The organism is Vreelandella titanicae BH1 (assembly GCF_000336575.1).
Classification (GTDB): Bacteria; Pseudomonadota; Gammaproteobacteria; order Pseudomonadales; family Halomonadaceae; genus Vreelandella; species Vreelandella titanicae.
Genome location: NZ_AOPO01000001.1, coordinates 703,628 through 730,057, shown reverse-complemented (window position 1 = coordinate 730,057; position 26,430 = coordinate 703,628). Strand labels below are relative to the sequence as shown.

The window sequence follows — 26,430 nt, the reverse complement described above, 5'->3', positions numbered from 1 at the left end:
ATGCGCATCGCCGTGTTTAGTGCTAAACCCTACGACCGCACTTTTCTTACACGCGCCAACTCGGGGCAACGCCACCACTTAAGCTTTTTTGAGGCGCGTTTAACTGAAGACACGGCGACCTTAGCCAACGGTTTTGACGCGATTTGCGCCTTCGTGAATGACTGCCTTGATGCCGCCGTGTTAGAGCAACTGCATAACGGCGGCACAAGATTAGTGGCACTGCGTTCGGCGGGCTTCAACCATGTTGATTTGGCTGCCGCCGATCGGTTAGGCATCACAGTGGTACGGGTGCCTGCCTACTCCCCCCACGCAGTGGCAGAACACGCGGTCGCCCTAGTGCTGAGCCTTAATCGCATGACTTATCGCGCTTACAACCGTGTGCGGGAGGGCAATTTTGCCCTGGATGGCCTGCTGGGGTTCGACCTGCACGGTAAAACGGTAGGCATTATTGGAACTGGGCATATTGGGCTGATTTTTGCCGATATTATGCACGGCTTTGGTTGCCGGGTAGTGGCCAGCGACCCGTTTCCCAGCCCGGATGCTAAATCCTTTGTTGAGTACGTGCCGCTAGCAACGCTGTTTGCCAGCGCCGACATTATCTCGCTGCACTGCCCGTTGACGCCTGAGACTCACCATTTGATTGATGCCGATGCCATCGCGCAAATGAAGGAAGGCGTTATGCTGATCAATACCGGCCGCGGAAGGGTGGTCGATACCCAAGTCGTCATAGCAGGCCTGAAAAGCGGCAAAATCGGCCGCTTAGGGCTGGATGTCTATGAAGAGGAAGAGCAGCTGTTCTTCGAAGACCTCTCTCAAGGCGTGATTAACGATGACCAGTTTATGCGCCTGACGACCTTCCATAATGTACTGATCACCGGACACCAAGCCTTCTTCACCGCCGAAGCGCTAACCAATATCGCCGAGACGACGTTGGCTAATATTGACGCTTTTGAACGCGGTAGCGGAACCCTTCATCGAGTGACTACCCCATAATTCACCTTCACTCATGGGGGCGTTAGCGTTTCATCCAAGCATTTAATTCATCTAAGAATGCTAGGCACTGGCTAAGTTGATCAATTTCTATGAACTCATCGGGCTTGTGGGCTTGGCGAATAGAGCCGGGCCCAACAATCACTGAGGGTATGCCGCCATCGATCTCGAACACGCCGCCTTCTGAGCCATAAGATACCTTGCCGCCACGCTCGGGAAGAATGGGTTCAAGCTTTTTGAACATATCGCTGTCGGTGGCGTCCCCCATGGCGGGGTAGGCAAATAGCTCTTGCCACTCAATGGCGGAATCGGCTGATTGGCGCTGCATTTCGGGGAGTAGGGCAGTCTCTATATCGCGGATCAGTGCTTGAATGTCCGTGGCGGCTGCTTCCTGATCAATGCTGCGTAGCTCAAAGATAAAGCTGCAGGAATCAGGGGTAACGTTGGTCGCCACACCGCCTTCTATCATAGTGGTCAGTGTTGTGGCGTGGGGAACGGTAAAGTTGTGGTCGAAAGGGCCTTCTTGCTCATATCGTCGTGATCGCTCGGCGATCATGGTGATGATACGCGAGGCATACTCCACCGCATTGACGTGTTGAGGGGAGAACGATGAGTGGCCCCCTTCTCCGCGCACCGTCACCCGCATGGCGATTTTGCCCTTTTGGCCGTTGATCAGTTTCATTTCGCTGGGTTCACCGATAATCGCCAGAGCTGGTGGCACCTTGAGCTCGGCTAAGTGACGAGCAATGGCGGGGGCACCCAGACAGCCTACTTCCTCATCATGAGAGAAGCAGAAATAGAAAGGTCGGTGTAGTTCGCCGTTGGCAAACGCCGGTGCCGCCGCCATAACGCAGGCTGCAAAGCCTTTCATATCGCAGGTACCACGACCAAACAAGCGGTTGCCGCGTTTCTCCATTTTGAAAGGGTCGCTCTGCCAGTTCTTCGGGTTGGCGGGTACGACGTCCGTATGACCAGAGAGGACGATGCCAGCTGCGTCGGCCGGCCCCAGGCGGGCGACTAAATTGGCCTTTTCGCCGCTCTCATCGGGCAGCACCGTCACATCCGCGTCAAGATTGGCGAAGAACCTCTCGATGTGATGAATAAGCTCAAGGTTGGAGTAAGCACTCGTTGTGTCGTAAGCGATAAGGTCGGTGAGGTGTGATATCGCGGCTTCCAACTGCGGGTGAGCGTTAGGCGTAGCACTAGCTTGCATAGCGTTAAATCCTTGGCAGTAAGGGAATCTTTGGCTCAGACCTTGGCTTTTTTAAGCTGCTGACGAATTGTCACTACCACCACGAATATCGCCAGCGAAGCGAATAACCAGGTGATAGGCGACGACACCAGGATGCTTGGATCACCGCGAGATAGCGCAAGGGCACGACGCAGGTTCTCTTCCAGCATCGGGCCAAGAATGAAGGCGATTAAAAAGGGGGCGGCGGGAATGGCGAACAGGAACATGAAAAAGCCAAATATGCCCATCGCTAGCAGTACGATGACGTCATACATACTGTTGGAGATCGAAAAAATACCGAATACGCACAGAGCAAGTACGATCGGCGCCATTAAGCCGGGGGGAATGCGCGAGATATGCGAGAAAAAGCGCATCGTTGCTTTACCAGCACCAAACAGCAAAACAGAAGAGAACAACATGCCAATAAACAGCATGTAAACCTCATGAAGGTTGTTCTCAAATAGCATAGGGCCTGGGGTCATGCCGTGAATCATAAAGGCGCCCAGCATCACGCCCGTAATCACATCGCCCGGCACGCCCAGTGCTAACAAAGGGATCATGGTGGAGCCACAGCAACCATTATTAGCGGACTCTGATGCTGCGATCCCTTCTAGTTCGCCCTTACCAAAGTTCTCGCGATTCTTTGAGCTACGCTGTGCTTCCCCGTAGGAGGAGAAAGCCGCCGCCGAAGGCCCTATGCCGGGAATGGCCCCCATCACAACACCAATCATGCTGCCTTTGAGCATTGCCTTTAAGGATCGGCGCAGCTCGTCTCGCGTTACGCGGTTATCGCCCAACTGCATGGGCTTATGGCTTTGATTGTTACGAAAGACAATAATTTTAAGCAGCTCTGGGATCGCAAACAGACCAATGAGTACGGGGGCAACGGCAAGACCGCTCTGCATATCCACGGTTAGATCAAAGCGGAACGAGCCGTACATATCTTCGCCCACTGTGGCTAGTAGTAGCCCTAAGCACGCCGATACAAGCCCAAGCAGCAGCGAGCGCCCTGACACCCCAGCGACGGTGGTAAGTGCGAAAATCATCAACATAAAGTATTCGGGTGGCCCAATACGCAGCGCAAGTAGCGCCAGTGGCGCGGCAATAAAAATCAGCGAGAGATTGGAAATAAAATCCCCGGTACAGGAGGAATAGAGCGCCATGTTGAGGGCTTTGCCTGCCTTGCCTTGCTGGGCCAATGGGTAGCCATCAAGGGTGGTGCAGGCAGCCGAAGCAGTGCCTGGCGTTTTGATCAATATCGCGGATACCGAACCGCCGTAGGTCGAGCCTTTGTACAGTGCGACGAGTAACAAAATGCTCGGAATCGGCTGCATATAAAAAGTAAAGGGCAGCGCCAGCGTCACCGCCATGGTGCCGGTCATGCCTGGAATAGCGCCGATAATCACGCCGCCCCAAATACCGGCGGCCATGATCAGAAAGTTCTCAATGGTGGCAACCGCCTGGAAGGCAACCAGCAGGTCGTTGAGCATAGTGGTCAGTCCTATACGCGGTAAGTTAAATACCGATAGCCTTGAAAAGGCTGCCGACAGGGAAACGCGTATTGAGTGCGCTGGAGAAAAACAGGTAGAGGACCAGTGGGAGTGCAACGGCAACGATGGCCGCCACCACTTTGTGGCGCCAATAACCCGTCAATATCAGCATCGCCATTAACAGCAGAATGCTCGATAGCAAAAAACCGAGCAGCATCACTGAACCGATAAAGAGCGCAAAGGCGAGTACCGTCCAGCCGAAGCGGGTGAGCAGCGTGACAAGTGGCGTGTCACCGCGGATAGTGCTGGCATCTTCAGGGTCAGCGATTGCTTCGGTTTTGCGTGAAAAAGAAAGCCCGACGAGCAGTATGCCCAGTGCCATGCCGAGCATGGATACCGTGCGTGGCCACATATCAGGCGGTGGCGCGAACCCTGGAATAAAGCGCGGGCGGGGCACATAGGCGGGTATCAGTAAAAACAGCACGATACCGAACAGCACCGTAATAACTAAACCGCGTGTTATACCCATGACCCCTCCAGTGATGAAATGATGTATGCAGTGACGACAACGTGGTGCCTAACGCTGACTCACTCTAGATAGCCAAACTGTTCCGCTAAGGTGCGATAAAACTCATACTGCTCTTTTGCGTAGGTCTCCATATCGACGCTGCCAATAGTGGAAATTGAGCCACGATCGTCAGCACGACTGAGCCACATTTCATCTTCAGCCACCTGCTCCATTACCTCTGCCCAGGTATTCATGACCTCTTCAGGTAAATCTGGCGGGCCATACAGCGCGCTCCACCCCATCACCTGGCCAGCCAACTCATAACCCAACTCTTCAGCCGTCGGCACGTCCGGTAGTGCTTCCATGCGCTCTGGTGAGAACACCATTAACGGACGCATGTCACCGCTCTCGATATGCGGCATCAGAGAGGCTGCCGCGATGGCGAGAAAATCAACATGCCCACCCAGTAATGCCGTTGCGAGTTCGCCGCCCCCACGGTAGGGAATCAACGTAGCCGCCGTCAGCGGATCCATTTTCGCGTCAGCCAGTAGCGACTGCACCGTAAAGCCATCAATGGCGGTGGCGCCGGAAGCGGCGTAGCTCATCGCACCAGGGTCGTTTTCGATGCCTTCCAGTAAATCCTCAACACTTTCATAGGGAGAGTCTTCAGCCACGGCAAGAATCATCGGTGTGGCTTCAAGCGGGCTGATGAAGGTGTACTCATCCCAATCAACACTGCTGTTTTCGTTGACCGCCGGTGATAGAGCCATGCCGACGCGGGCTAACAGCAGGGTGTAACCATCGGCGTCAGCTTGTGTCACATCGCGAGCGCCGGTCATTCCACCTGCACCGGCTTGATTGACGACCGTGACAGGCTGTCCTAAATATTCGCGAGCCGACTCCGCTAGCGCCCGACCAGCCAGATCGGAGGCGCCGCCTGGGCCATAAGGGACTACCAGTGTGACGGGTTCGGAAGGGTAGCTCTGAGCATAGGCGGTGGAGGCAGCGAGCAGCGTTGCTGCCGCTAAGCTTAAGGTGAGTTTCATACTTATCTCCGCAATCGTTGTTGCATAGCTTTCATGGAGTGGATTTATTAATAGCATTTTTGAACCCAGCGCTTTTAACATAGACAGGTATGAAATTTGTTGCAACAATTCGATTTAGTATTCGATTTTGTTCTAGTGGTGAGCCAAAGTTGCAAGCTTATTGTTTATAAACGTTGTTTTTATTCGCTGTTTATTGAGTAAAAGACTTCTTGAGTGGGATTAACACCATGAAAATAAAAGAAATTGAAGCTTTTGATGCATTCATGAAGCATGGCACCACGAAAGCGGCTGCAGAAACGTTAGGAATCAGCCAGTCAATGGTAAGTCGTTTGCTCATCGGGCTAGAGGACGAGCTGGGTTTTGCTTTGTTCAAACGTGCCCGCAATCAGCTTTCGCCAACGTCAGAAGCGTTTTTATACCACGCGTCCGTTTTACGGCTAATGGCGAGTATTCGAGATACTCAAAAAGACGCGGATGCTATTGCTAATAACCAATTGGGCAGTGTCGTAGTCGCTGCACAACCCATTTTTTGCGATACCTTTTTACTCGATGTCATTAAGCGCTTTAAACAAAATCACCCTAATGTAGGCGTTCGGGTCATCGATGCCGGGTTGCAAGAGTTGCTTAAAATGATCGACAACAATACCTGTGATGTGGCGCTGGGAATAACGCTTGAAGCAGACACTTATGGAGCAACGGTTAGTAGTCTTGCACGCTGTTCTGCCAGGTGCATCATGCATCGTACGCACCCCCTTGCTAAGCAAGATGTGGTGGCGCTTACTAGCTTACAAAACCAGACATTCGTAGAGCTGATGGCGGATAGTCCTCTGCGTGCCCGCGTGGATTACATTATGCAGACAGTGGATATAAAGCGGCATATTGCCGCTGAAATGCGCCATATGCGGGGGGTGTGCGCATTAGTTGATCGCGGACTTGGGGTCGCAGTGATTGATCCCATTGCAGAACTGCTGTTGCAGGGAACAGCCGTTGTATCAAAGCCTATGGAGCCAACCATTGAGTGGGAAATTGCCTTACTTAAATCTAAACACAAGCCGTTAAGTAATGTGGCTGAATCCTTCTGCGAAGAGATATACGCTGAAATCGATAGCTTGCATCAAATGGGAATACTAACTTCACTAAAATAAAACAGTAACGACAAACATATGACTTAACAGGAGACCGCCCCATGCAGCTCTATTTAAATACTTCTTCTCCCTATGCACGCGTTGTGCGCGTGTGCCTCTATGAAAAGCAACTGATTGAGCGCACCGAGCTTTGCTGGTGCGACCCTTGGGCGGCAGATAGCGAACTGTTGCAGATTACGCCGCTGAGTCGTATTCCAACACTGGTCACAGACGAGGGCGATGTACTCACCGAGTCGCTGTTGATTGCTCACTATCTGGATGCCGTGGGAGAAGGGCCATCTCTGGTACCCAATAAGGCATTAGCGGAAACCCTGGCGCTGGCAGGGTTGGGGCAGGGCTTGATGGACGCTGCCTTTAATGTGGTGATCGGCCGTAAGTATGCTGGTAATGAAGTGGATACGACGCTGTTGGGGCAGCGCCGTTTAAAAGCGATCGAACGCACTTTAATAACACTCAATGCGCACCCCAGCGTGCTGGCAGGCAGTGCCCAGCGTACCCTGGGGGCGATTACCGTTGCCGTTGCACTGGCTTATATCAGTTTCCGCCTACCGGCCTTTGATTGGCAAAACCGCTACCCGACGCTACATGCCTGGCAGGCGAAGGTGGTGGAGGGCGAGAGCTTTGCGCTTACCACGTTTGAATAGCGCAGGTTAATCACGCCGCTCGTAGATCAAATCCCAAACCCCGTGACCAAGTTTTTCACCGCGGGCTTCAAACTTGGTCAACGGTCGGAAGGCCGGGCGCGGCACGTAGGGGGCGGTTTCTGCGCTGGCGGTGTTGGCATAACCGGGGGCCGCTTCCATTACCTCGGCCATCCACTCTGCGTAGGCTTCCCAGTCGGTGGCCATATGGAAGGTGCCGCCAGGCATCAGGCGAGTGCGAATCAGCTCAACAAAGGCAGGCTGTACGATGCGTCGTTTGTGGTGCTTCTTCTTCGGCCAGGGGTCGGGGAAGAACAGCTGCAGCGTGGTCAGCGAGCCTTCGGGAAGGCACTGTTCGAGCACTGCCAGGGCGTCCTCGCGGTAAACGCGCAGGTTAGTCAGGCCGCGCTTATCAACTTCATCGAGCAGTTTGCCAACGCCAGGAGCGTGGACTTCAATGCCGATAAAGTCGGTGTCCGGATGGGTCTCGGCTTGCTCAATCAGCGAGTTGCCCATGCCAAAGCCGATTTCTACTACCCGCGGTGCCTGACGGCCAAACAGGACGTCCAAGTCTTGACGACCATCGGCGATGGTCAGGCCAAAACGCGGCCAGATATCTTCTAAGCCACGGTTCTGGGCTTGGGTCATACGACCCGCGCGGATCACGTAGCTTTTAATGCCGCGGCGGTGCAGCGGTGCATCCGTACCTTCCGGGCCTGTGGTGGCGTTGCTTTCGGGCGCGGTGTGACTTTCTGGTACGGTATCGTTGGGTTCAGTCATGGGGTCTCGAATCAATTAACCGTTAATACGGCCAGCGAAAGGTGAAGAAGGAGCGGCGGATTGGCGGCGCGGCATACGGCCTGCTAAAAACGCATCCCGGCCGGCCTCCACGGCCAGCTTCATGGCGTTGGCCATGCGTAGCGGCTCGCGGGCGTGGGCAATGGCGGTATTAAGCAGTACGCCGTCGCAGCCTAGCTCCATGGCCATGGCAGCATCAGAAGCGGTGCCAATGCCCGCATCCACGAGTACCGGTACCTTGCTCTGTTCAACAATCAAGCGCACGTTGTGTGGGTTTTGAATGCCGTGGCCAGAACCGATCAGCGAGCCCAGCGGCATGATGGCGCAGCAGCCCATGGCTTCTAGTTCGCGTGCCACAATAGGATCGTCGCTGGTGTACACCATGACGTCAAAGCCATCGGCGAGCAGCGTTTCAGCGGCTTTTAGCGTCTCGACCACATTGGGGTAAAGCGTATGATCGTCGCCGAGCACTTCCAGCTTGACCAGATTGTGACCGTCGAGCAGCTCGCGGGCCAGGCGGCAGGTGCGCACCGCATCTTTAGCGGTGTAGCAACCGGCGGTATTGGGCAGCAGGGTGTAGCGATCGGGGGAAATAGCGTCTAACAGGTTGGGCGCATCGGCGTCCTGGCCTAAATTAGTACGGCGTACCGCAAAGGTCACAATTTCAGCGCCACTTTGGGCAATGGCGGCGCCGGTTTCGGTAAAGTCTTTGTACTTGCCTGTGCCCACCAGCAGGCGCGATTGAAAATCGCGTCCGGCGATGGTTAGCGGGGTATCGGCTAGCGCTACATGCGTTTGTTGGGTCATAGTGTTTCCTCTAACCGCCGCCAATCGCGTGGACAACTTCTACGTGGTCGCCATCGACCAGGCGGGTGTCGGCGTGCTGGCTGCGGGGGACGATCTCTTCGTTAATTTCGACGGCGATACGACGACCGCTAAGGCCCAGCTGTTCAACTAAGTCAGCGGCGGTTAGGCCGGTCGACAGCGTATGGGGTTCACCGTTTAGACGTATCTGGATAGACATAGATAGGCGTGTCTCATTCGTCGTGGTAGTTCGTTCTCTAAGGCATTCTCTATTGTAGCGGTTTCACACCGCGCAAGGTAAGCCGTAGGTGCAAACAGCGTGATGTATGCCAACCATAATAGGAGTAGGAGAGCAGCGTGCAGCGAACAGATAAAGTGTGGTGGTGTATAGCGGCCCTTTCAGGCGCCATACTGGTGATGCTAGGCGCCTATGCAGCCCATGGTTTGGCGGCGCGCACCACAGAAGCGATGGTGAGTGCCGTTGAAACCGGTGTGCGTTACCAGGCCTGGCACACGCTGGCCATCATGATCGTGCTGGTATGGCGCCAAGTGCAGCCGCTTGCCGGACAGCGTTGGGTGCTGGCGCTGTGGGCGCTAGGCATGGGCTGCTTTTCAGGCTCGCTCTACCTGATGGCGCTGGCAGGACTGAATCTTGGCATTGTCACTCCTATTGGCGGGCTGCTGTTGATGGCCGGTTGGCTGGCGCTTGGGGTGATAGCGTTATTATGCAGCCGCACTTAACAGGTAGCAGTTAGATTAAAAGATATAAAACAACCACAGTACCAACGCCTGCCATACCTATCGCGTCCAGTGTCTCTATCACCTCGCCCCGTAAAGGGTAAATACGGCTACACATAGCTGTGCTTGTATTGCCTAACCTCAATAGCTGCGCTGTGCTGCTAACCCCAATACTGAAAATAGCGATAATGACTTCAAGTGACTCTATCTCAAATAGCATAAGGAGAGCGCTTAGCAAGCTGATTAAAACTACGCATAACCGAAATGAAAACCATTGCTTGAAAATGAGAGCAGTATCATCCTTATTTATCGAATCCTCAGGTGCTGTCTTTTTTGTTGATAAGAGCCGCCTTTCAAAAAACGGGTGAGTCTTTGATAAAAGAGTTATGAGCATGCCGACGCACCTGAGTTGTGATGAAGCTGAATCAATTTTGCCACTGAATAATTACCGATTACTTACGCGTTTAACTGCTGTTGGGTTGTCGGCACGTTTGGCTAATATCTTGTTCCTGCTGGTAGACAGTACTTGATACGCCAAGCAAACCCAACACGCTGTGAAATAGGTTGTCGTGTGAGGCGGCTTTGTCGGAAATCTGGTGTAAGCAGTCCGTATCTAGCCCTTGCTGCTGTGAAAAGGTGCTGGAAAGCCACCAAACCATAGGCACATGCGTCTGTTCGTCGGGGGCAATGGCGTAGGGAATGCCGTGCAAATAAAGCCCTTTTTCACCCAGTGATTCACCATGATCAGAGAGATAGATCATCGCAGCTGCGTAGTCATCCTGACGCTTTAACGTCTCAATTACCTGATTCAACACAGTGTCGGTATATAGAATGGCATTGTCGTAGCTATTGGTAATGGCATCTCTTGAGCACTTCGCTAAATCAGCGGTGGTGCAAGCAGGAACAAAACGTTCGTAGTCAGCAGGGTAACGCTGGTAATAGCTGGGGCCATGGTTGCCTAGCTGATGCAGCACTATCACCTGATCAGTTGGGGTGCTGCTAATTTGCATGGTTAAGGCTTGAACCAGTGCCTCGTCCAAGCAGCGCCCATCTTGGCATAAAGAAGCGTAGTCCTCTGGAGAGAGTGCTTTTGTCGTCACTCCTTCGCAGACGCCTTTGCAGCCCGACTGGTTATCAAGCCAGGTGACCTCTAAACCGGCGTGTGCTAATACGTCCAGTAAGGATTCATGTTGCTGAGCATAGAATTTAACGTAATCGGCACGCCCCGGTAATGAAAACATGCAGGGTAATGAGGCAGCCGTGCTGGTGCCGCATGCGGTAACGTCTGAAAAATTAATAACGTCGGGCTGTTGGGCAAGTTTGGGCGTGGTTTGACGTTCATAACCATTTAACCCCCAATTCACCGCCCGCGCCGTTTCGCCCACCACGATGACGAGCAGCGTGGGTTTGTCACCCACTTGTGAACTGATACGGGCATCTTCTCCCACTGGGGAGCGCACCGTATTTGCGGAAGCGTGCTGGCTGAAAACTGCCTGCGCCATCGAAACAATATAATTGCCTGGAGTCACCAAGTAGCGAAGCTCTTTATTGTTGCGCATGAGTGACGATACTTCTTGATAAGATAAGACGATCGCTAACAGCAATATAGTCGTACTGGCGAGGTAATAAGCTGAGCGGCGCAAAACAGCCTTCTTCCAGGTTGAAGGCGCGATTTTAACTCTCCAAATGATAAGGGTAGGCAAACCAAAAAAGATTGCCAAATGAATCAGCAAGCCAGCTGTAAGAAGCTCCCGTGCTTCGTTAGTATCCGTTTGAAGCACATTGTCTAACATTGAAGTATCAAAATAAGTGCCATAGTAAGTGGTAAAGTAGCTGACGAAGGCGGCTATTAGAAACAGTAAGATTAATAGGGGTTTTACCAATGTTCGAACAGCAAGGCTAACGAAGACCAAAAAATGAATGCAGGTCATTACCAAAAACATATTGGCGAAGGTAAGCCACGTCTGAACTGCAAGAAGATCATAGCCAACAAGGGCTTGTTGCCAAAAAGGCGCATTGTAAAAAACACTGAATATGACAACGGCCCATAAGACAAGTTGCTCCGTGCTCAATATGGGACGATAATGCCCAGCGGTGTAAACAATTTTTAAAGGCAAGGACAACAAAGGGGGCATCGAAAGGCTCTCTGTGTGAAAAAATTAATGCACTCTGGGAGGTAATAAAAATCTTGAAAGGGCAAAGCTTACAGTCCAGCAAATCATGATGGTCCAGAGGTCGTGGGACAGAAAGTGCGCCCCGCGTAACTGTTGAGTGATCCCAAACGTAAGGCCAAGCCCTAAACCCAGCACAAGCCCTGCCCATCGCCAGCGGGGCAGTGTGGCGGCCAAAACGAAGTAAAGTGCTATCCACGTATATCCTGCGCTGGCATGCCCGGCTGGAAAGCAAGCGGACGCTGGCATTACAGGAGGGCGTATGTCGAGCAAGCCAATAAAGTTTCGTTCCCCTCCATAGCGAATTAAATCCCAAGGGCATTCCATGCTCACCAGGTGCTTAATAGTCGCCACAAGTAATGCCGAAACAAGCGTTGCAGAAAAAAGATAAAAAAGTGGAGTGCGATAGTCTTTAAGACGAGTAGCAGTGGTGCTTAGTATCAATAGAAGAAGTGTGGCTAATCCCATAGCCAGACTTAGCCACTTACCGCCTTTGTGAAGAATATCTTGGGTAATTAAGGTGTCTTTCCATGCCCAAGTATTACCCTGAAGATGATATATAAAATCAGCTAGCGAAAAATCTATGCCTAAAACACTAAAAACTGACATGGCTGCCAAAAATAAAAGCCAAACAGTTACCAAGGGTTTGAGGGAGTTTAGTTTAGCAGTACGCATAGCCACACACCGACCATCATGAGAATTGTCAACATGACGGCGGCTGCTCCCATGTCTTTAGCTCGCCCACTAAGTTCGTTATTTTCAAGTCCGATGCGGTCAATAGTGTTTTCGATGGCGGAGTTGATGAGTTCCACTATCAATACAGATGTAAGTGAAAAAAACAGCAACGCTTTTTCCACGCAAGTGACATTAACAAAAAATATAAAGGGGTAGAGGATGAGGCATAGCAATACCTCTTGCCTAAAAGCGGATTCATTTTTCCAGCAAGCTTCTAAACCAGAAACTGCATTAATAGAAGCACGGAAAATACGTTTAAAACCCTTGCCATTGGGTTTTGGCGTAGTGGAAATATGCAAGGCGGTAGACTCGGTGACGTAATATTAGGGCCACTATAAAGCGCAAAACTTAACGAATAGTTATGCGCTTTCATTCATTAACGGGCGTACGTATGGACTGCAATAGGTGGTGGTGTTACGTACTGTTTTGGATAGTATTTTACAGAGGTCGGCTGACCGGGGGGCGTTGAGGCTTGCCCGTCAACATTAGCTTGTATGGCTTCTACTACCGTGTTGATCTCTGGGCGCCAAAGGATGGTGTCATAGGATTCTCGAGGTACGAAGGCGAGAGATTTTTGCTGGCGTACCAGGGATATTGTGGGGACGTCGAGCGCTGCCGCTAAATGCATAGGCCCTGAGTCTGGTGTCACGAGTAATTGGGCACGCTCCAAAACGGCGGCAAAGTGACGGATAGGAAGAGGTGGGCATAAGCTGCCGTAGAGGGAGGACTTTAAACGCTGCTCAATAGGTGCTAGAAGCCTAAACTCCTCGGGCCCAAGGAAAACGACATAGCGTATTTTGTGGGCTTCCATGGCATCGATGAGCATTAGCCAAAATGCCAACGGCCAACGTTTGTTTTGATGCCCACCTACGAAGATAGCAATAAAGTCAGTATCTGATGGGTGATCGCTATGAAGACTGGTTAGCTGTCTTATCTTCGTCATTGCCTGAGAGCGCTCCTGCTTCGTTAGCTGGAGCAATGGCCGATTATGGCAAGCGACACCGAGCTGATGTGTTAAATTAATGATGGCATCGTAGGCATGTGATGACTTCCCTTCCGCCTCAATGCTGTACCATCGCTGGTGACCTTTACGTGAACCCATGCTATACCGTGCCCCTATTAACTGGGTCACTATAAAACCGCTCGTTGATCCTCCGCTCACTTGTACCGCTAGATCATAACGTTGAGCCCTTAGGCGTCGTAATAATGTCACACACTTCCAAGGACGAAGGATCGCGGATCTCGACAGTAAATAAAAATGGTCAATAGGTCGTTGTTGCAACAGTGGAAAAGTTTTATCCGTCGCTAGATAGTCTATGCGTGCGGAAGGAAAACGTTCACGAAAAGCATCAATGACAGGGGTGCTGATTAGCGCATTTCCCAGACGAAAATTGGGGCGAATAATTAGAATTTTTTCTATACCCACAAGGCTGTCGATGGTTTCTGGCGCAGGCGGTTTGACGATATACCGTATACCTCTCAGTAAATATCGTTTCATTCCTTTTTCTAAACCACGAGCCATTATTTTTAAGTAATAGTTTGTTCTAATGAGGGTTAGTAAATGCATGCTCTGGCGCTCTTTTGGCTTTTCCCACGTCGGAAGAGGCAGCATGAGCCTAATAACTTAAAGAAGAGTTAAACTGTGTAAGAGCTTTACAAAAATAGGGTGGTAGGCTTACTGGTTTAGTTTAGACGAAACTACTTTGTGGGTTATAAGTCTCCGTATTTAAGAAAAGCTTAAGTTTTGGCATCCACGATAAAGGTTTGACGATTGAGGAAGCAAAATGCGCGCACTGCTGATAGAAGACGATCCCCTGCTTGGGGATGGCATTAAGACAGCCCTGGAGCGAGAGGGGTATACAGTCGATTGGTTTATGCTTGGGCGTGAAGCAATCAATGCTGTCAATAGCGAGACCTTCAGTGTGATTATTTTGGATCTTGGGCTGCCCGATATGGACGGTATGCAGGTACTGCATTTACTCCGTCAGCAATCAACTCTGCCTATTCTGATTTTGACGGCCCGTGATGCGATGGAAGACCGTATTGGCGGCTTAGATGCTGGGGCGGATGACTATGTACTCAAGCCATTTAATTTGCAGGAGTTACTTGCCCGTTTGCGTGTCGTAATGCGGCGCGCTGAGGGACGCGCCTCGCAGATGTTGACGCTGGGTGCACTGAGTATTGATGAGGCTCGTCATGCGGTGAGTTGGCGGGGCAAAGACGTAAAGTTGGGCCGACGGGAGTATGCCTTGTTGTTAGAGCTAGCTAGGCATCCCGACAGAGTGCTATCTCGTCCTCGTTTAGAAAGTTTGCTTTACGGTTGGGGCGATGAGATAGAGTCCAATGCGGTGGAAGTTCACATTCATCATCTGCGTAAAAAACTTGAAAAACATTTGATCATTAATGTGCGCGGAATTGGCTACCGGCTGGATAGCCAAGCACAATGATATCGATACGGCGTTATCTACTTCGTACCCTGGCCATTACCATGGTTGCCGCCGGGGGAGTTGCGGTTACCGCGGCCTACTTAATTACGGATCACGAGCTAGAAGAAATTCTCGATACACAGCTTAGTCTGCATAGCCGGATTGTGGCTGGCCAACTCGATCCCAACGCGACCATTGACGACTATGCTCGACTGGCTTCGCGCATGGGCCTTCCAGAACATCCGGCTCAGCTATATCGCGACGGTAACGCAGTGCCCGACAGCAGCTTTGAATCAGGTATCAAGCTTTACCACGAGGAAGAACTTAAATTAGTACTGGGTTTTTGGAATGCCGATGGCTCACCCAGGCTTCTAGGGGGCAAATGGAATGATGCCGGGCCTTTCCCCGCGCCTTTAGAGGAGGGTTTTCGCTGGGAAAGCTACGATGGTCATCGTTGGCGGGTTTTCAGCATGTTCGATGTTGCCAGCAATACCTGGATCAGCATGGGGCTGCGAGGTTCGTTTCATGATGAAGTGGTGGAGCGCATCACCTGGAACAATTTATTGCCGATGCTCTTTTTGCTTCCACTCCTCCTTTGGCTGATGAGTCGTATTATCCGGCGAGGTATTGCGCCCATTCAAGCGCTTTCCAACCAAGTACAAGGCCGCTCCGCCCACGACCTGCGTAAAATTGATGACCCGGTTCCTCAAGAGCTTAATGAATTACGCCAATCGCTAAACGACTTTATCGCCCGGTTGAAAGAAACGTTAGAGCGCGAGAGGCGCTTTACAGCAGATGCGGCCCATGAATTACGTACTCCCTTAGCAGCGCTGAGAATTCATCTGGATAACGCGCAGGAGGGGGGAGAGCAATCATTAAAAAAGGCTTATATCGGAGTAGAACGGCTGCAGCGGGTGGTAGAACAACTGCTTATTTTGGCTCGTTTGGATCAAGTAGCCACAACCTCACCGGCCACTATCGATCTCTATCCTATTGTTGCTGAATTGGTAGCAGAGCTATGGCCACTCGCTGAAGAGCGAGATCAGCATTTGAGGCTAACAGGATTAACCCGGCTGGAGGTGCGTGCCGACGAAGTCGAGGTGGGAATTCTCTTTCGTAACTTACTGGATAATGCCTTGCGCTATACGCCAGAAGGCGGCTGGGTGGAGGTAGAATTGGCGCTTGAGGAGGGTTTTCCCCAACTTATTGTGAAAGATACTGGCCCCGGACTCCCCGAGGCACTATTGGATAAAGTCACTGAGCGCTTTAGGCGCGCGTCTGGTCAGGGTACTACCGGCAGCGGATTGGGTTTGTCGATTGTTTCGGAGTTGGCTCAGCGCCAAGACGCACGCCTTGCACTTAGTAACCGCATGCCCAACGGGCTAGCGGTCAGTGTTACGTGGGGAAAAAACAAGCTGCAAGCCATCTAAGGTAGGTGAGGGCTGTGGGTTATATTTTCCTCTATGCATGCGCCCAAAGTCAGATTTGCGTCTATTTTGCCGCTTGACCTTGGGGCTACCTATAGGTTGTAAGATAAAAAGTTAATGGATGCCACTAACTTTTTTGTTGATAGAGCTTATGACTGAGGGCCTATGGCTGATAGAGCTGGGTATAGTCCTGCTGGCCAGCTATTGGTTTAGTCACACACCTCAAGGAGATCGCTCATGAAACGTTTTACCGCTACGGTTTTATCTAGTGCTTTACTCCTAGGAGCCGCCTCGGCTCAAGCTGCGTTGCCGGACGAGGCCACATTGTATAAAAACCCCCAGTGCGGTTGCTGTGACGAATATGCGCGCCATCTTGAAGAGCTTGGTGTAGAAGTGACGATTGTAGATGACGTAGAGCTGGGGGATATCAAGCAGCAGGCGGGTGTGCCCTATGGTTTGGGGTCGTGTCATACCATCGAAATAGGTGACTACTGGATTGAAGGCCATGTGCCGATGGGAGCGGTTACCAAGCTGTTTGAAGAGCAACCCGACATAGATGGCATTGGCCTGGCGGGGATGCCCATCGGTACGCCGGGTATGCCGGGGCCTCAGAGCGAGCCCTATAACGTTTACGCCTTTAGCGACCAACAAGATGAGCCGTTTATGACGTTGGCGCCGTAATTGACGGTCCCTTAAGGCTTTTCGGGCAGCGCATAGCTGGCGGTGACATGCACCACGGGGCGCGTTTCGTCGCTGACTGAGAAGAGTTGAACTTCGCCCACCGCTAAGCGGCGGCCGAGTTTGATCAGCTTGGCGTGGGCGATAATGTCATGATCACCTGACGCTGCGCGGAGGAAGTGGCAGTTTAAGTCGCTGGTCACCGCCATGGGTTCGGGGCCAATCTGCGCCAATATCGCCACATACATAGCTACATCCGCAAAGCCCATCATGGTGGGCCCGGAAACCCGCGGGCCGGGGCGCAGATGCTCGTTGCCGATCTTCAAGCGCAGGGTCGCCGTCATTTCGCCCACGCTCTCTATCTTGCCCATCCGCTGGGGAAACACTTCGTCTAAAAAGTGTTCGATTTGCTCGGCAGTCATTACGGTCATTGTTGTTTTCCTTTATAAAAAAGCCCCGAAGGATGAACCTCGAGGCTGATTACACCATAAAACGAACTTACTATGCCTTATGCACCTATGCCTTATGCACCTGGGCCTTATGCACCTGACGCCACTCGTGGAGTAGCGGCTCGGTGTAGCCGGAAGGCTGTACGCGGCCTTTGAAGATCAGGTCGGAGGCGGCTTTGAAAGCCGTGGAGCCTTCAAAATTGGCGCTCATGGCGGTGTAGGTGGGGTCGCCAGCGTTCTGCTCGTCGACTACCTTGGCCATGCGCTTGAGGGTCTCTTCCACTCGCGGTGCATCGACAATGCCGTGGTGTAGCCAGTTGGCAATGTGCTGGCTGGAGATACGCAGCGTGGCGCGGTCTTCCATCAGGCCTACGTTGTGGATATCCGGCACTTTCGAGCAACCGACGCCGTGCTCTACCCAGCGAACTACGTAGCCGAGAATACCCTGGCAGTTGTTATCCAGCTCCTGCTGCTTCTCTTCATCCGACCAGTTGGCGTTTTCCGCTACTGGCACGGTGAGTAGGTCGTCCAGGTAGTCGGGCTCACCCAACGCTTCCAGCTCGCGCTGAACGTCGGTGACGTTGACCTGATGATAGTGCAGCGCGTGAAGCGCAGCGGCCGTAGGTGAAGGCACCCAAGCCGTGTTGGCACCCGCTTTCGGATGGCCGATTTTCTGCTCTAGCATGTTGTGCATCAGGTCAGGCATGGCCCACATGCCTTTACCAATCTGGGCACGACCGCGAAGGCCGCAGGCAAGGCCCACTTGCACGTTGCTCTTCTCGTAGGCCTGAATCCAAGCGGCGCTTTTCATGTCGCCCTTGCGCACCATGGGACCCGCTTCCATGGCGGTATGCATTTCGTCGCCGGTACGGTCGAGGAAGCCGGTGTTGATAAATGCCACCCGTGAAGCCGCTTCAGCGATACACGCCTTGAGGTTAACGGTGGTGCGACGCTCTTCGTCCATGATACCCATTTTCAGGGTGTCGCGGTTCATGCCCAAAATGTCTTCAACGCGGCTAAACAGCTCGTTGGCGAAGGCAACTTCTTTAGGGCCGTGCATCTTCGGCTTGACGATATAAACAGAGCCAGTGCGCGAGTTGCGCGGCTGGTCAGCGTCTTTCTTCAGATCATGCAACGCGAGCAGCGAGGTAACCACGGCATCAAGGATACCTTCCGGCAGCTCGTTACCGTTCTCATCCAAAATCGCCGGTGTGGTCATTAAGTGACCCACATTGCGCACGAACATCAGCGAACGGCCGGGCAGCGTGACGCTGCTGCCATCGGTGGTTTGCCAGGTGCGGTCGGCGTTCAGCTTGCGGGTAAACGTCTTGCCGCCTTTTTCGATCTTCTCTTCCAGATCGCCCTTCATCAGGCCCAGCCAGTTACTGTAAACGCCCACCTTGTCTTCTGAATCCACTGCGGCAACGGAGTCTTCGCAATCCATGATGGCGGTCAGGGCGGCTTCCACCACGACATCTTTAACGCCTGCCGGGTCGGTTTTGCCGATGGCGTCGTTAGGGTCGATCTGGATTTCCAGGTGCAGGCCGTTGTTCCCCAACAGAATCGCGTCGGGTTTCGCCGCTTCGCCGTTAAAACCGATCAGCTTGCCGGAATCCTTCAAGCCGGTTTCACGACCACCTTCCAGCGTTACTACCAAGTGCTCATCACGAATGGCGTAGTTCATCGCATCCCGGTGCGAGCCAGTCGCCAGCGGTGCCGCGCGGTCAAGCACGCCACGGGCGTAGGCAATCACTTTGGCGCCGCGTTTCGGGTTAAAGCTGGTGCCTTTCTCCGCGCCATCCTCTTCGGAAATCGCATCGGTGCCGTACAGGGCGTCGTAAAGGCTGCCCCAGCGGGCGTTCGCCGCGTTCAGCGCATAGCGTGCGTTGCTCACCGGCACAACCAACTGCGGGCCTGCCTGAACGGCAACTTCACGGTCAACGTTGGCGGTGGTCGCTTTTACATTAGCCGGCGCTTCTGCCAGGTAGCCAACCTCTTTCAGGAAGCGACGGTATCCCGGCATATCGGTGACCGGGCCGGGGTTTTCCCGGTGCCATGCATCTAGCTTCTCTTGCAGCGTGTCGCGCTCTTCGAGCAATTGACGATTTTTAGGGGTCAAATCATGAAACAGGGCATCCACACCGGCCCAAAAGGCGTTTTCATCAACACCTGTTCCCGGTAGCGCCTGCTCATTTATAAAACGATCTAGATCGGCTGCCACCTGTAAACGGTGGCGCGTGATACGCTCGCTCATGGGGTTTCTCCTGTGAGGATGCCAGTGGGTGATGTGTTTGCTACGGTCAGCGTAAAATGTATTTATGGAAAATAATTCCACACCTGGCCGGGCATGTAAACAGCGTAGACCCTAATGCGCTAAAATGCTCGACCAAATGACTAGGCATTTGGTTCTGAAAGCGCGAAACATCAGCCGTGCCTAGGTCAAAGGACAATGGCGTTATGGAGAAACATCGATGAGTGATTTCCAACATCTGGAAGGCTTGTTTCGCCACGCCTCGGGCGATACCGCCCTTAGCCGCCTGTTGCCTGGGGAAGTATTGGCAAACGCCATGCAAGACTATTTCCACCACTATGGCTTGGAAGCACTGCTGTTAGATACCAGTGAAGTGCATGCAGGCTTTATCGATACGGGGCGCTTTGCGCTGTGGTGCCAAGTGTGGAGCCCCCCGCAGCCGGTGGGCACTGCCTTTGTGGTACATGGCTATTTCGATCATATGGGGTTATATCGCCATTTGCTTGAACGCCTGCTGGCTAAGGGGTGGCGAGTGGTGCTGTGGGATCTTCCCGGCCACGGCCTTTCCAGCGGTGCGCGGGCGGCAATAGAAGATTTCGATGATTATCAGCACTGCCTGGCTCACTTGCAGATGACTCTAAAGAGCCAAGGCATGGCGCCTGAGCCGTGGTTAGGCGTGGGCCAGAGTACCGGTGGGGCGATTCTGGCTACCGATGCACTCACCCGTCGTGGGGCTTCCGGCTGGTCGGGTTTGGTGCTGCTGGCGCCCCTGGTGCGGCCTTGGGGATGGAGCCAAACCAGCTGGCTGCACTTGATTGCCAGCCCTTTTGTAAAAGAGTTGCCGCGTAAATATCGCCCCAACTCTACCGACGAGCAGTTCACCGAGTTTCTACGCGAGGGTGACCCGCTGCAGCCCGAGCGTTTGAGCGTTGCCTGGGTGAGCGCCATGCGCCGCTGGATGCCTCGCCTACTGGCCCAGGAGCCCAACCCGCTGCCTACCCTGATACTCCAGGGCGAGCAGGATTTGACCGTTGATTGGGAGTGGAATTTAGCGATTTTGGCGAAGAAGTTTCCCAATGCCGAAATTCACCGCCACCCGGAAGCTCGCCACCACTTGGTAAATGAGGCAGATCCCATTCGTGAAGTGCTGTTTGAAGCGCTGGATAATTTTGTAGATGGGTTTGTCGATAGTGTTAGTAAATAACGTCGGCAATTCCAGACCCTAGAGGTATCCCTGGATCTAGGGCCCTGTTCTACCCTCTCAATGAGCCCTGCTTTACCCCCAGGGCGGTGTGCCGCCGAGCTGATTTACCATGAAGTCTACAAAGCAGCGTACCTTTGGCGAGAGGTAGCGGCTGGCTGGATAGAGAATATAGAGGCCTTGCTCAGGGGGGCGGTATGTCGGCATTATTTCAATCAAGCGCCCAGCCTTGAGATCCGCACTGACTACGAAGGTCGGGGTTAGAGAAATGCCCATGCCCGCAAGCAGCGCTTCTCGCAGGGCGATGCTGCTATTGGCGGTCAGGGTTGCTTTCACTCGCTGTTCGATAGTCTGCCCTGCATAGCCAAGGCGCCACACTTCCGGTGCGGCGCCCAGGCTGTAGAGCAGGCATTTATGCTCAGAAAGTGCTTGAGGTGTTGTCGGTTCGCCGAATCGCTCGAGATAGCCTGGCGAGGCGCACAATACGCGATGAATGCTTTGTAGTCGGCGTGCGATCAGTGATGAATCTTCCAGTGGGTCACCGGCACGTAAGGCGACGTCAAATCCTTCCTCCACCAACGCTACGCGGCGGTCATTCATAACCAGTTCGATGTTGATTTCCGGGTAGCGCTCGGCAAATACGGGGATCAAAGGCGCGATATGCAAAAGCCCCAGCGACATGGGGCAGTTGATCTTAAGAGATCCCCGCGGGATTGCTTGGTGAACTCCCAACGCTAGCTCGGTTTCTTCAATGTCGTCGAGGATGCAGGCGCAGCGTTCGTAGTACGCCCGCCCCGCATCGGTAAGGCTCAGCCGCCGGGTGGTACGCGTCAACAGCGTTACCCCAAGGCTGGCCTCCAGTTCCGCTACCTGTTTACTCACAGCGCCGTTGGAGAGCCGCTGGTCGTTCGCGGCCGCAGAAAAGCTCTGCAGCTCTACGACTCGCCGAAAGGTGCGCATTGCCGTCAGCTTATCCATGCATTGTTTCCAGTAAGGAAAATATCATTTTCGAATACTACTGATTATCTCTATTTAAACAAAGCTTATCCTGGGATTCATGGCGTCGACGAGATCGCCTACTCAGAACGTATTCGAATAGCAACGCATGGAGAATCACGATGACCCGGGTACTAGTCCTTTATTATTCAACCTATGGCCATATCGAGACGATGGCTGACGCTGTAGCGAAAGGCGCGGCCAGCATCCCTGGCACTGAAGTGACCATCAAGCGCGTGCCAGAACTGATGCCAGAAGAGGTCGCCCTCAAGGCGGGGGCTAAATTGGATCAGTCTGCGCCTATCGCCGAGCCGAGTGAACTGGCTGATTACGATGCCATTATTTTCGGCACGCCCACTCGCTTTGGCAATATGGCCTCCCAGATGCGCAATTTCTTAGATCAAACCGGTGGACTCTGGGCTAAGGGGGCGCTTATCGGCAAAGTTGGTGCAGCATTCACTTCCACCGCGAGTCAGCATGGAGGTCAAGAGAGCACCCTATTGTCCTTCCATACCACCTTGTTACACCACGGCATGGTCATCGTGGGTGTACCTTATTCTTGCCCCGACCTTACGACGATGGACGAAATCAGCGGAGGCACACCCTATGGCGCATCAACCTTGGCGGCGACAGATGGCTCGCGGCAGCCGTCGGTGGTAGAGCTGCGCATTGCTGAATTTCAGGGTCAGCACGTGGCATCCATTGCGCGTTCGCTCAGTTCACACAACGATTAGAGGGGGAGGTGAGACATGCATCCATTAAAGGTGGTGTTTGTGCACGATGTTGTTTGCGGTTGGTGTTACCTTCTCTCTCCCCGGCTGCACTCGCTTGCCAAGCAGTTGAACCTGGATGTGCATCACCAGTGCTTTACGCTTCAAGCAAGTAGAGAAGCCATGCTTGAAGCCTTCGGCTCTATGGGTGATGCCAAAGAAACAATTCTCGGTCATTGGGAAAAATGCGTTGCCGCAGAGGATACCCCGCGTTTCAACATTGATGGTATGCGTGCTCAAACCTTCGAGTATCCTCACGGGATGCCTGGCGCGCTGGCGTGTAAGGCGGCTGAAATGCAGGCAGGTCAACAAGGGCACTGGCGTATGTTTGATCGTGTTCAGTACGCGCACCTGACGGAGAGCCGCAATATCGGTGATAGCCAGGTGCTGCGATCACTGGCTGAAGAAATCGGGCTCGACATGGTTCGTTATGATCTAGACGTGCTCTCGGAAACAACTCAGCAGGCGGTGGAAAAGGATCACCACCTCGCGTCCAAGTTGGGAGTTCAGTCGGTGCCGACATTGATTGTTGAAGACAGATGGCTGATTAATGGTGCGCAACCGATAGAAAGCCTGCGTCTCCAGTTACAGGAAGTCCGCCAGCATATTGGCTGAATTTGTCGAGAGATTGCTGACGTTTTAACGTGAGGCTAGGGTCATAATTGAGCGCCCCGGCCCCACGCTTGCTCACATTACTGGGCGTTCAGGAAGTCCTCTACATCGAGCAGTATTAGCTCATTATCATCGGCGCGGCCTTGCTGGCGGCCAATCGAGAAAGGGTAGTTGTTGTCATTGGCGACCACGATAGTGCTCTCATCGACACGATCCACGTTCTCAATGGTCACAAAGGGAAAGTTAAAGGTGCCGTTGATCGTGCCACGGGGGGCGATGCCGTCTGGATCCTGGATGTTCATCAGGTCGATATAGGCGATTTTTTCAAGCACACCCTGCTCATTTGTGCGGTTGAGATCGACGAGATAGATGCGTTTGAACTCGGCAGGGTTGTCTGCCCACTCTTCTCTCGGGTCGCCTTGGCGGCTATCACGCTCAATGATTAAGCCGCGAGTTCCGCCAATGAGGTTGAAATCGCCAATCGCATGATCCGCTGACTCCAAGGGGTAGTAGCGGGTTGCGTCGCCCCATTCGCCGGTTTCAGTATGGAGCTCGAACATTCTTAATACGGGGGTGCCATCAATCGTTTCCGGGGCGTTGGCGTTGCTGTCCCAGACTGGCTTTTCCAATAAGGGGTAAAGGGTTGTTTGGTCTTCGGAGAGCGCCATGCCCTCGTAGCCACCGGAGCGAAACACTCTCACATCATCAGCGAGAGGCGCGCCAGGGTTCGGGGTGAGGGCAAAGGCATTGTCGGGGGAGCGCATCAGCGTCCCACCAGGATTGGTGGCCAGCACTTGCAGCACTTCGCCCGTATTATCGACCTGGATAATCCAGGGGCCGAACTCATCGCCAATCCAGTAGCTATTGCCCACCGGCTGTATCGATTCAATATCGAAATCAGCTCCGGTTAAAAAACGACCAGGTGTAGCTTCATTCATAATCGGGAAGGGCACCTTGCGGTTGGGATCCGATAGTTGAACGGTTTCCTCAATGATGACGCGCCCAGTGTCCCAGTCAGTCTTTATGATGTTAAACATCAGAATGACGTCGGAGGAGTTCGCCTTGGAGCCAAAGCCGTTATCGGTCAATACCAGGAAACGGTTATCGCCAAGCGAGCGAATGCCAGAAAAACCCTGCAGGGGCTGGCTGGGGAAGGGTAGCGCTAAGCCGGTGGCTTGCATGTTCGTATACAACTGCTCAACGCGGCCCTCTTGGCCAGTAAAACGGCCTGAGACGTTATAGTGCTCAGCGGCACCGGAAGGAGCTGCCACAAAGGTGCTGCCGGGTAGCTGGGCATGGCCGGACAATGTGGCGGGAAAACTCTGCTGGGCGTGTGCCGTACTGGTAAACGCAAAGGCGAGTAGAGCAGTCGCTAGTAACGGCTTTGTCATCACTATTTCACCATTTCGGAGGAAAAATTAGGGCAGGTGCAGCTTTTGCTAATTTTCATCCGTAATAGTGATAGTTGAATGACAAAGTGCAGACGTTTTAATGGCAGCAGGGTTTCACGTCGAGTCTGGCCCTGAGTCGTAAAATACGTCTTGCTCAACAGGCGTAAATATTAATAAATGGTGTGGCTTTCAAATACATTATTCAAAGAGGAAATGGCAATGGGATCATCGGTCAAAAAGGTACTGGTCTTTGCTGGCAGTGCCCGAGAAGCGTCACTGAACAAGCAGCTAGCCAAGCTGGCCGCCAAGCGTATTGAGGCGCTTGGCGGGGAAGCAACCTTTATCGATTTAAAAGATTATCCCTGCCCACTGTTTGATGAAGATATTGAAGCCCGGGGCGTGCCGGAGAATGTGCTGAAGCTGCGTGAGATTCTGGCGGATCACCAAGCGGTGATGATCGCTTCGCCGGAGTACAACGGCTTTATCACGCCGCTGCTGAAAAACACACTGGACTGGCTATCACGTCCCTATCAGGATACGCCGGGGCTCAAGTTATTTGCCGGTAAGTGGGCAGCGCTGGTGGCGGCTTCCCCAGGTGGGCTAGGTGGCATCCGTGCGCTACCGCTTGGTCAGCAACTGTTAGCCAATCTGGGGTTGGTCGTGCTGCCACAGCCATTGTCGCTGGCGAAAGCGGGCAGCGCCTTCAATGATAGTGGCGCGTTACATGATGAAACCACGGGGCAGAAGCTGGATGCGCTGTGTCAACGCCTAGTGGATTCACTGGCCGCCACGCACTAACCGCCCAGTGGCTTTCGGGGGCTTACGCCCCCTTTAGCATCCGATCCAGCTGGCGGTAGCCGATGACTTCAATGTAGGTACGGTTGCTCGAGTCGTTAAATGAGAGAATTGTTCATGCCACTTGGTGACGGCGGGCTTCTTCTAGGTCGTAGGCATTCTGCAAACGAAGCCAGTAACCTTCGCTTGTGCCGAAGACCTTGGCTAGACGTAAGTCAGTATCTGCCGTAATCGCTCGGCGGCCCAAGGTGATTTCACCAATGCGGGTCGCTGGGACGCCCATCTGCTTAGCCAGCGCATTTTTTCTCAGCGCCATTGGCTGCATGAAATCTTCGTACAAAATTTCACCGGGATGGATATTAGGAAGTTTTGCCATTTTGTCACCTCCCTTTATGAGTGGTAATCGACTATTTCAATGCTAAGTCCCTTTTAGCATCCGATCCAGCTGTCGGTATCCAATGGCCTCAATTAGATGCGGCTGGGTGGGTTTGGGTTCGCCCTGAAGGTCGGCAAGGGTCAGGGCTACACGTAGTACGCGGTGATAGGCGCGGGCGGAGAGCTTGAGCTTTTCCAGCACGCCCGCGAGCCAGGCGCGCTCTTCATCGTTAAGCGCGCAGGCGGCTTCCAGGGCTTTGCCGCTTAGCTGGCTATTCAGCGCGCCACGGGCCATTTGGCGTTCTCGGGCGGCCATCACCCGCTCGCGCACGGCTTCTGACGACTCGCCTTGGGTTTGTGCGGTGAGCTGCTCTGGCGGCAGCGCGGGCACTTCCACTTGCAGATCGATACGGTCTAGCAATGGCCCGGAAAGCCGTGCTTGATAACGCTGGATTTGGCTGGCGGTACACTGACAGCGCTGGCGTGGGTCGCCCAAGTGGCCGCAGGGGCAGGGATTCATTGCGGCTACTAACTGAAATTGAGCAGGGTAGCGACGTTCATGACTGGCGCGTGCGAGATGAATCTCGCCGGTTTCCAGCGGTTGCCGAAGTACCTCTAGCACATGGCGGGAAAACTCCGGCAGCTCATCCAAGAACAGCACGCCGTGGTGGGCCAGCGAAATCTCACCGGGTTTGGGTTTTGAGCCGCTGTCATTTTCAGCAATTAATGCGACCCTCAGCGCGTAATATCGGGCTATTATGG

At 53.3% G+C, this 26,430-nt stretch carries 27 protein-coding genes and 1 pseudogene; 11 read left to right on the top strand and 17 right to left on the bottom strand.

All coding sequences use genetic code 11. The features are described from left to right. Complete coding sequence (locus HALTITAN_RS03140) at positions 1–993, top strand: 2-hydroxyacid dehydrogenase (RefSeq protein WP_039857672.1); 993 nt, start codon at positions 1–3, stop codon at positions 991–993. Positions 994–1,015: 22 nt separating this feature from the next. Here the strand turns inward: HALTITAN_RS03140 and argE are convergent, their stop codons facing one another. The 4 genes from argE to HALTITAN_RS03120 are packed head-to-tail and all read right to left on the bottom strand — an operon-like array spanning position 1,016 to position 5,265. Then, a complete protein-coding gene (gene argE / locus HALTITAN_RS03135; RefSeq protein ID WP_009286213.1) occupies positions 1,016–2,203 on the bottom strand; it encodes an acetylornithine deacetylase in 1,188 nt (395 codons plus the stop codon). A 35-nt stretch (positions 2,204–2,238) separates the two neighbouring features. Further along, positions 2,239–3,711, bottom strand: a complete 1,473-nt coding sequence (locus HALTITAN_RS03130; RefSeq protein ID WP_039857670.1) for a tripartite tricarboxylate transporter permease — start codon at positions 3,709–3,711, stop codon at positions 2,239–2,241. A 25-nt stretch (positions 3,712–3,736) separates the two neighbouring features. Further along, complete coding sequence (locus HALTITAN_RS03125) at positions 3,737–4,240, bottom strand: tripartite tricarboxylate transporter TctB family protein (RefSeq protein WP_035555025.1); 504 nt, start codon at positions 4,238–4,240, stop codon at positions 3,737–3,739. A gap of 59 nt (positions 4,241–4,299) precedes the next feature. After that, positions 4,300–5,265 (bottom strand): Bug family tripartite tricarboxylate transporter substrate binding protein, encoded by a 966-nt coding sequence (locus HALTITAN_RS03120; protein WP_035555028.1) that lies wholly within the window; start codon positions 5,263–5,265, stop codon positions 4,300–4,302. Positions 5,266–5,492: 227 nt separating this feature from the next. Between HALTITAN_RS03120 and HALTITAN_RS03115 the strand changes: the two genes are divergently transcribed. Continuing rightward, on the top strand, positions 5,493–6,410 hold the full coding sequence (locus HALTITAN_RS03115; RefSeq protein ID WP_039857665.1) for a LysR family transcriptional regulator: 918 nt from the start codon (positions 5,493–5,495) through the stop codon (positions 6,408–6,410). Positions 6,411–6,451: 41 nt separating this feature from the next. Further along, positions 6,452–7,054, top strand: a complete 603-nt coding sequence (locus tag HALTITAN_RS03110) for a glutathione S-transferase N-terminal domain-containing protein (protein ID WP_039857663.1) — start codon at positions 6,452–6,454, stop codon at positions 7,052–7,054. Between the two features lie 6 nt (positions 7,055–7,060). On the opposite strand, the gene trmB is transcribed toward HALTITAN_RS03110, so the two are convergent. The 3 genes from trmB to thiS are packed head-to-tail and all read right to left on the bottom strand — an operon-like array spanning position 7,061 to position 8,873. Beyond that, complete coding sequence (gene trmB / locus HALTITAN_RS03105; protein WP_022521264.1) at positions 7,061–7,831, bottom strand: tRNA (guanosine(46)-N7)-methyltransferase TrmB; 771 nt, start codon at positions 7,829–7,831, stop codon at positions 7,061–7,063. A 15-nt stretch (positions 7,832–7,846) separates the two neighbouring features. Next, complete coding sequence (locus HALTITAN_RS03100; protein ID WP_039857662.1) at positions 7,847–8,656, bottom strand: thiazole synthase; 810 nt, start codon at positions 8,654–8,656, stop codon at positions 7,847–7,849. 10 nt (positions 8,657–8,666) lie between these two features. Then, entirely contained in the window at positions 8,667–8,873 is a 207-nt protein-coding gene (thiS, locus tag HALTITAN_RS03095) for a sulfur carrier protein ThiS (RefSeq protein WP_022521266.1), read from the bottom strand. A gap of 137 nt (positions 8,874–9,010) precedes the next feature. Between thiS and HALTITAN_RS03090 the strand changes: the two genes are divergently transcribed. Beyond that, positions 9,011–9,394: a DUF423 domain-containing protein gene (locus tag HALTITAN_RS03090; protein ID WP_039857659.1), complete on the top strand. Its 384-nt coding sequence runs from the start codon at positions 9,011–9,013 to the stop codon at positions 9,392–9,394. Between the two features lie 461 nt (positions 9,395–9,855). Here the strand turns inward: HALTITAN_RS03090 and HALTITAN_RS03080 are convergent, their stop codons facing one another. The 4 genes from HALTITAN_RS03080 to HALTITAN_RS03065 all read right to left on the bottom strand — a co-directional run bounded on the left by HALTITAN_RS03080 (position 9,856) and on the right by HALTITAN_RS03065 (position 13,864). Further along, entirely contained in the window at positions 9,856–11,526 is a 1,671-nt protein-coding gene (locus HALTITAN_RS03080) for a phosphoethanolamine transferase (protein ID WP_009286207.1), read from the bottom strand. A gap of 24 nt (positions 11,527–11,550) precedes the next feature. Then, complete coding sequence (locus HALTITAN_RS03075; protein WP_039857656.1) at positions 11,551–12,237, bottom strand: phosphatase PAP2 family protein; 687 nt, start codon at positions 12,235–12,237, stop codon at positions 11,551–11,553. Beyond that, on the bottom strand, positions 12,219–12,596 hold the full coding sequence (locus HALTITAN_RS03070; protein WP_081742678.1) for a diacylglycerol kinase: 378 nt from the start codon (positions 12,594–12,596) through the stop codon (positions 12,219–12,221). The genes HALTITAN_RS03075 and HALTITAN_RS03070 overlap by 19 nt, the downstream gene beginning before the upstream one ends. 77 nt (positions 12,597–12,673) lie before the next feature. Further along, positions 12,674–13,864 carry a glycosyltransferase family 9 protein gene (locus tag HALTITAN_RS03065; RefSeq protein WP_039857655.1) on the bottom strand — a complete coding sequence of 397 codons (1,191 nt, stop codon included), beginning with the start codon at positions 13,862–13,864 and terminating at the stop codon, positions 12,674–12,676. 217 nt (positions 13,865–14,081) lie between these two features. On the opposite strand from HALTITAN_RS03065, the gene HALTITAN_RS03060 reads away from it, so the two are divergent. The 3 genes from HALTITAN_RS03060 (at position 14,082) to HALTITAN_RS03050 (ending at position 16,831) form a co-directional block, all read left to right on the top strand. Continuing rightward, positions 14,082–14,744 carry a response regulator gene (locus HALTITAN_RS03060; RefSeq protein ID WP_009286204.1) on the top strand — a complete coding sequence of 221 codons (663 nt, stop codon included), beginning with the start codon at positions 14,082–14,084 and terminating at the stop codon, positions 14,742–14,744. Continuing rightward, a complete protein-coding gene (locus HALTITAN_RS03055) occupies positions 14,741–16,153 on the top strand; it encodes an ATP-binding protein (RefSeq protein WP_009286203.1) in 1,413 nt (470 codons plus the stop codon). Before HALTITAN_RS03060 ends, HALTITAN_RS03055 begins: the two co-directional genes overlap by 4 nt. Positions 16,154–16,387: 234 nt before the next feature. After that, entirely contained in the window at positions 16,388–16,831 is a 444-nt protein-coding gene (locus HALTITAN_RS03050; protein WP_027957966.1) for a DUF411 domain-containing protein, read from the top strand. An 11-nt stretch (positions 16,832–16,842) separates the two neighbouring features. On the opposite strand, the gene HALTITAN_RS03045 is transcribed toward HALTITAN_RS03050, so the two are convergent. Then, entirely contained in the window at positions 16,843–17,259 is a 417-nt protein-coding gene (locus HALTITAN_RS03045) for a PaaI family thioesterase (RefSeq protein WP_039857653.1), read from the bottom strand. A gap of 85 nt (positions 17,260–17,344) precedes the next feature. Then, on the bottom strand, positions 17,345–19,531 hold the full coding sequence (locus tag HALTITAN_RS03040; protein WP_039857651.1) for a malate synthase G: 2,187 nt from the start codon (positions 19,529–19,531) through the stop codon (positions 17,345–17,347). Positions 19,532–19,748: 217 nt separating this feature from the next. On the opposite strand from HALTITAN_RS03040, the gene HALTITAN_RS03035 reads away from it, so the two are divergent. After that, on the top strand, positions 19,749–20,732 hold the full coding sequence (locus HALTITAN_RS03035; protein WP_022521274.1) for an alpha/beta hydrolase: 984 nt from the start codon (positions 19,749–19,751) through the stop codon (positions 20,730–20,732). Positions 20,733–20,804: 72 nt separating this feature from the next. Here the strand turns inward: HALTITAN_RS03035 and HALTITAN_RS03030 are convergent, their stop codons facing one another. Continuing rightward, positions 20,805–21,707 (bottom strand): LysR family transcriptional regulator, encoded by a 903-nt coding sequence (locus tag HALTITAN_RS03030; RefSeq protein WP_009286202.1) that lies wholly within the window; start codon positions 21,705–21,707, stop codon positions 20,805–20,807. A gap of 140 nt (positions 21,708–21,847) precedes the next feature. Here HALTITAN_RS03030 and wrbA point away from each other — a divergent pair, with 140 nt between their 5' ends. Next, positions 21,848–22,459, top strand: a complete 612-nt coding sequence (gene wrbA / locus HALTITAN_RS03025; RefSeq protein ID WP_009286201.1) for an NAD(P)H:quinone oxidoreductase — start codon at positions 21,848–21,850, stop codon at positions 22,457–22,459. A gap of 15 nt (positions 22,460–22,474) precedes the next feature. Next, positions 22,475–23,110: a DsbA family oxidoreductase gene (locus HALTITAN_RS03020; protein ID WP_039857650.1), complete on the top strand. Its 636-nt coding sequence runs from the start codon at positions 22,475–22,477 to the stop codon at positions 23,108–23,110. Positions 23,111–23,187: 77 nt separating this feature from the next. On the opposite strand, the gene HALTITAN_RS03015 is transcribed toward HALTITAN_RS03020, so the two are convergent. Continuing rightward, complete coding sequence (locus tag HALTITAN_RS03015; protein ID WP_039857648.1) at positions 23,188–24,498, bottom strand: esterase-like activity of phytase family protein; 1,311 nt, start codon at positions 24,496–24,498, stop codon at positions 23,188–23,190. Positions 24,499–24,717: 219 nt separating this feature from the next. Between HALTITAN_RS03015 and HALTITAN_RS03010 the strand changes: the two genes are divergently transcribed. Then, positions 24,718–25,296 (top strand): NADPH-dependent FMN reductase, encoded by a 579-nt coding sequence (locus HALTITAN_RS03010; protein ID WP_022521278.1) that lies wholly within the window; start codon positions 24,718–24,720, stop codon positions 25,294–25,296. Between the two features lie 112 nt (positions 25,297–25,408). Here HALTITAN_RS03010 and HALTITAN_RS03005 read toward each other — a convergent pair whose 3' ends face one another. Both HALTITAN_RS03005 and HALTITAN_RS03000 read right to left on the bottom strand, forming a co-directional pair. Continuing rightward, positions 25,409–25,669: a HigA family addiction module antitoxin gene (locus tag HALTITAN_RS03005; RefSeq protein ID WP_039857646.1), complete on the bottom strand. Its 261-nt coding sequence runs from the start codon at positions 25,667–25,669 to the stop codon at positions 25,409–25,411. A gap of 42 nt (positions 25,670–25,711) precedes the next feature. Beyond that, positions 25,712–26,374, bottom strand: a pseudogene (locus HALTITAN_RS03000) (ATP-binding protein); the annotation flags it as partial. Between the last annotated feature and the right edge of the window lie 56 nt (positions 26,375–26,430).

Excerpts from the sequence above, each read along its gene's own strand:
- HALTITAN_RS03140 (WP_039857672.1), top strand. The coding sequence starts at position 1 with ATGCGCATCGCCGTGTTTAGTGCTAAACCCTACGACCGCACTTTTCTT.
- argE (WP_009286213.1), bottom strand. The coding sequence starts at position 2,203 with ATGCAAGCTAGTGCTACGCCTAACGCTCACCCGCAGTTGGAAGCCGCG.
- HALTITAN_RS03130 (WP_039857670.1), bottom strand. The coding sequence starts at position 3,711 with ATGCTCAACGACCTGCTGGTTGCCTTCCAGGCGGTTGCCACCATTGAG.
- HALTITAN_RS03125 (WP_035555025.1), bottom strand. The coding sequence starts at position 4,240 with ATGGGTATAACACGCGGTTTAGTTATTACGGTGCTGTTCGGTATCGTG.
- HALTITAN_RS03120 (WP_035555028.1), bottom strand. The coding sequence starts at position 5,265 with ATGAAACTCACCTTAAGCTTAGCGGCAGCAACGCTGCTCGCTGCCTCC.
- HALTITAN_RS03115 (WP_039857665.1), top strand. The coding sequence starts at position 5,493 with ATGAAAATAAAAGAAATTGAAGCTTTTGATGCATTCATGAAGCATGGC.
- HALTITAN_RS03110 (WP_039857663.1), top strand. The coding sequence starts at position 6,452 with ATGCAGCTCTATTTAAATACTTCTTCTCCCTATGCACGCGTTGTGCGC.
- trmB (WP_022521264.1), bottom strand. The coding sequence starts at position 7,831 with ATGACTGAACCCAACGATACCGTACCAGAAAGTCACACCGCGCCCGAA.
- HALTITAN_RS03100 (WP_039857662.1), bottom strand. The coding sequence starts at position 8,656 with ATGACCCAACAAACGCATGTAGCGCTAGCCGATACCCCGCTAACCATC.
- thiS (WP_022521266.1), bottom strand. The coding sequence starts at position 8,873 with ATGTCTATCCAGATACGTCTAAACGGTGAACCCCATACGCTGTCGACC.
- HALTITAN_RS03080 (WP_009286207.1), bottom strand. The coding sequence starts at position 11,526 with ATGCCCCCTTTGTTGTCCTTGCCTTTAAAAATTGTTTACACCGCTGGG.
- HALTITAN_RS03075 (WP_039857656.1), bottom strand. The coding sequence starts at position 12,237 with ATGCGTACTGCTAAACTAAACTCCCTCAAACCCTTGGTAACTGTTTGG.
- HALTITAN_RS03065 (WP_039857655.1), bottom strand. The coding sequence starts at position 13,864 with ATGCATTTACTAACCCTCATTAGAACAAACTATTACTTAAAAATAATG.
- HALTITAN_RS03060 (WP_009286204.1), top strand. The coding sequence starts at position 14,082 with ATGCGCGCACTGCTGATAGAAGACGATCCCCTGCTTGGGGATGGCATT.
- HALTITAN_RS03055 (WP_009286203.1), top strand. The coding sequence starts at position 14,741 with ATGATATCGATACGGCGTTATCTACTTCGTACCCTGGCCATTACCATG.
- HALTITAN_RS03050 (WP_027957966.1), top strand. The coding sequence starts at position 16,388 with ATGAAACGTTTTACCGCTACGGTTTTATCTAGTGCTTTACTCCTAGGA.
- HALTITAN_RS03045 (WP_039857653.1), bottom strand. The coding sequence starts at position 17,259 with ATGACCGTAATGACTGCCGAGCAAATCGAACACTTTTTAGACGAAGTG.
- HALTITAN_RS03040 (WP_039857651.1), bottom strand. The coding sequence starts at position 19,531 with ATGAGCGAGCGTATCACGCGCCACCGTTTACAGGTGGCAGCCGATCTA.
- HALTITAN_RS03035 (WP_022521274.1), top strand. The coding sequence starts at position 19,749 with ATGAGTGATTTCCAACATCTGGAAGGCTTGTTTCGCCACGCCTCGGGC.
- HALTITAN_RS03030 (WP_009286202.1), bottom strand. The coding sequence starts at position 21,707 with ATGGATAAGCTGACGGCAATGCGCACCTTTCGGCGAGTCGTAGAGCTG.
- wrbA (WP_009286201.1), top strand. The coding sequence starts at position 21,848 with ATGACCCGGGTACTAGTCCTTTATTATTCAACCTATGGCCATATCGAG.
- HALTITAN_RS03020 (WP_039857650.1), top strand. The coding sequence starts at position 22,475 with ATGCATCCATTAAAGGTGGTGTTTGTGCACGATGTTGTTTGCGGTTGG.
- HALTITAN_RS03015 (WP_039857648.1), bottom strand. The coding sequence starts at position 24,498 with ATGACAAAGCCGTTACTAGCGACTGCTCTACTCGCCTTTGCGTTTACC.
- HALTITAN_RS03010 (WP_022521278.1), top strand. The coding sequence starts at position 24,718 with ATGGGATCATCGGTCAAAAAGGTACTGGTCTTTGCTGGCAGTGCCCGA.
- HALTITAN_RS03005 (WP_039857646.1), bottom strand. The coding sequence starts at position 25,669 with ATGGCAAAACTTCCTAATATCCATCCCGGTGAAATTTTGTACGAAGAT.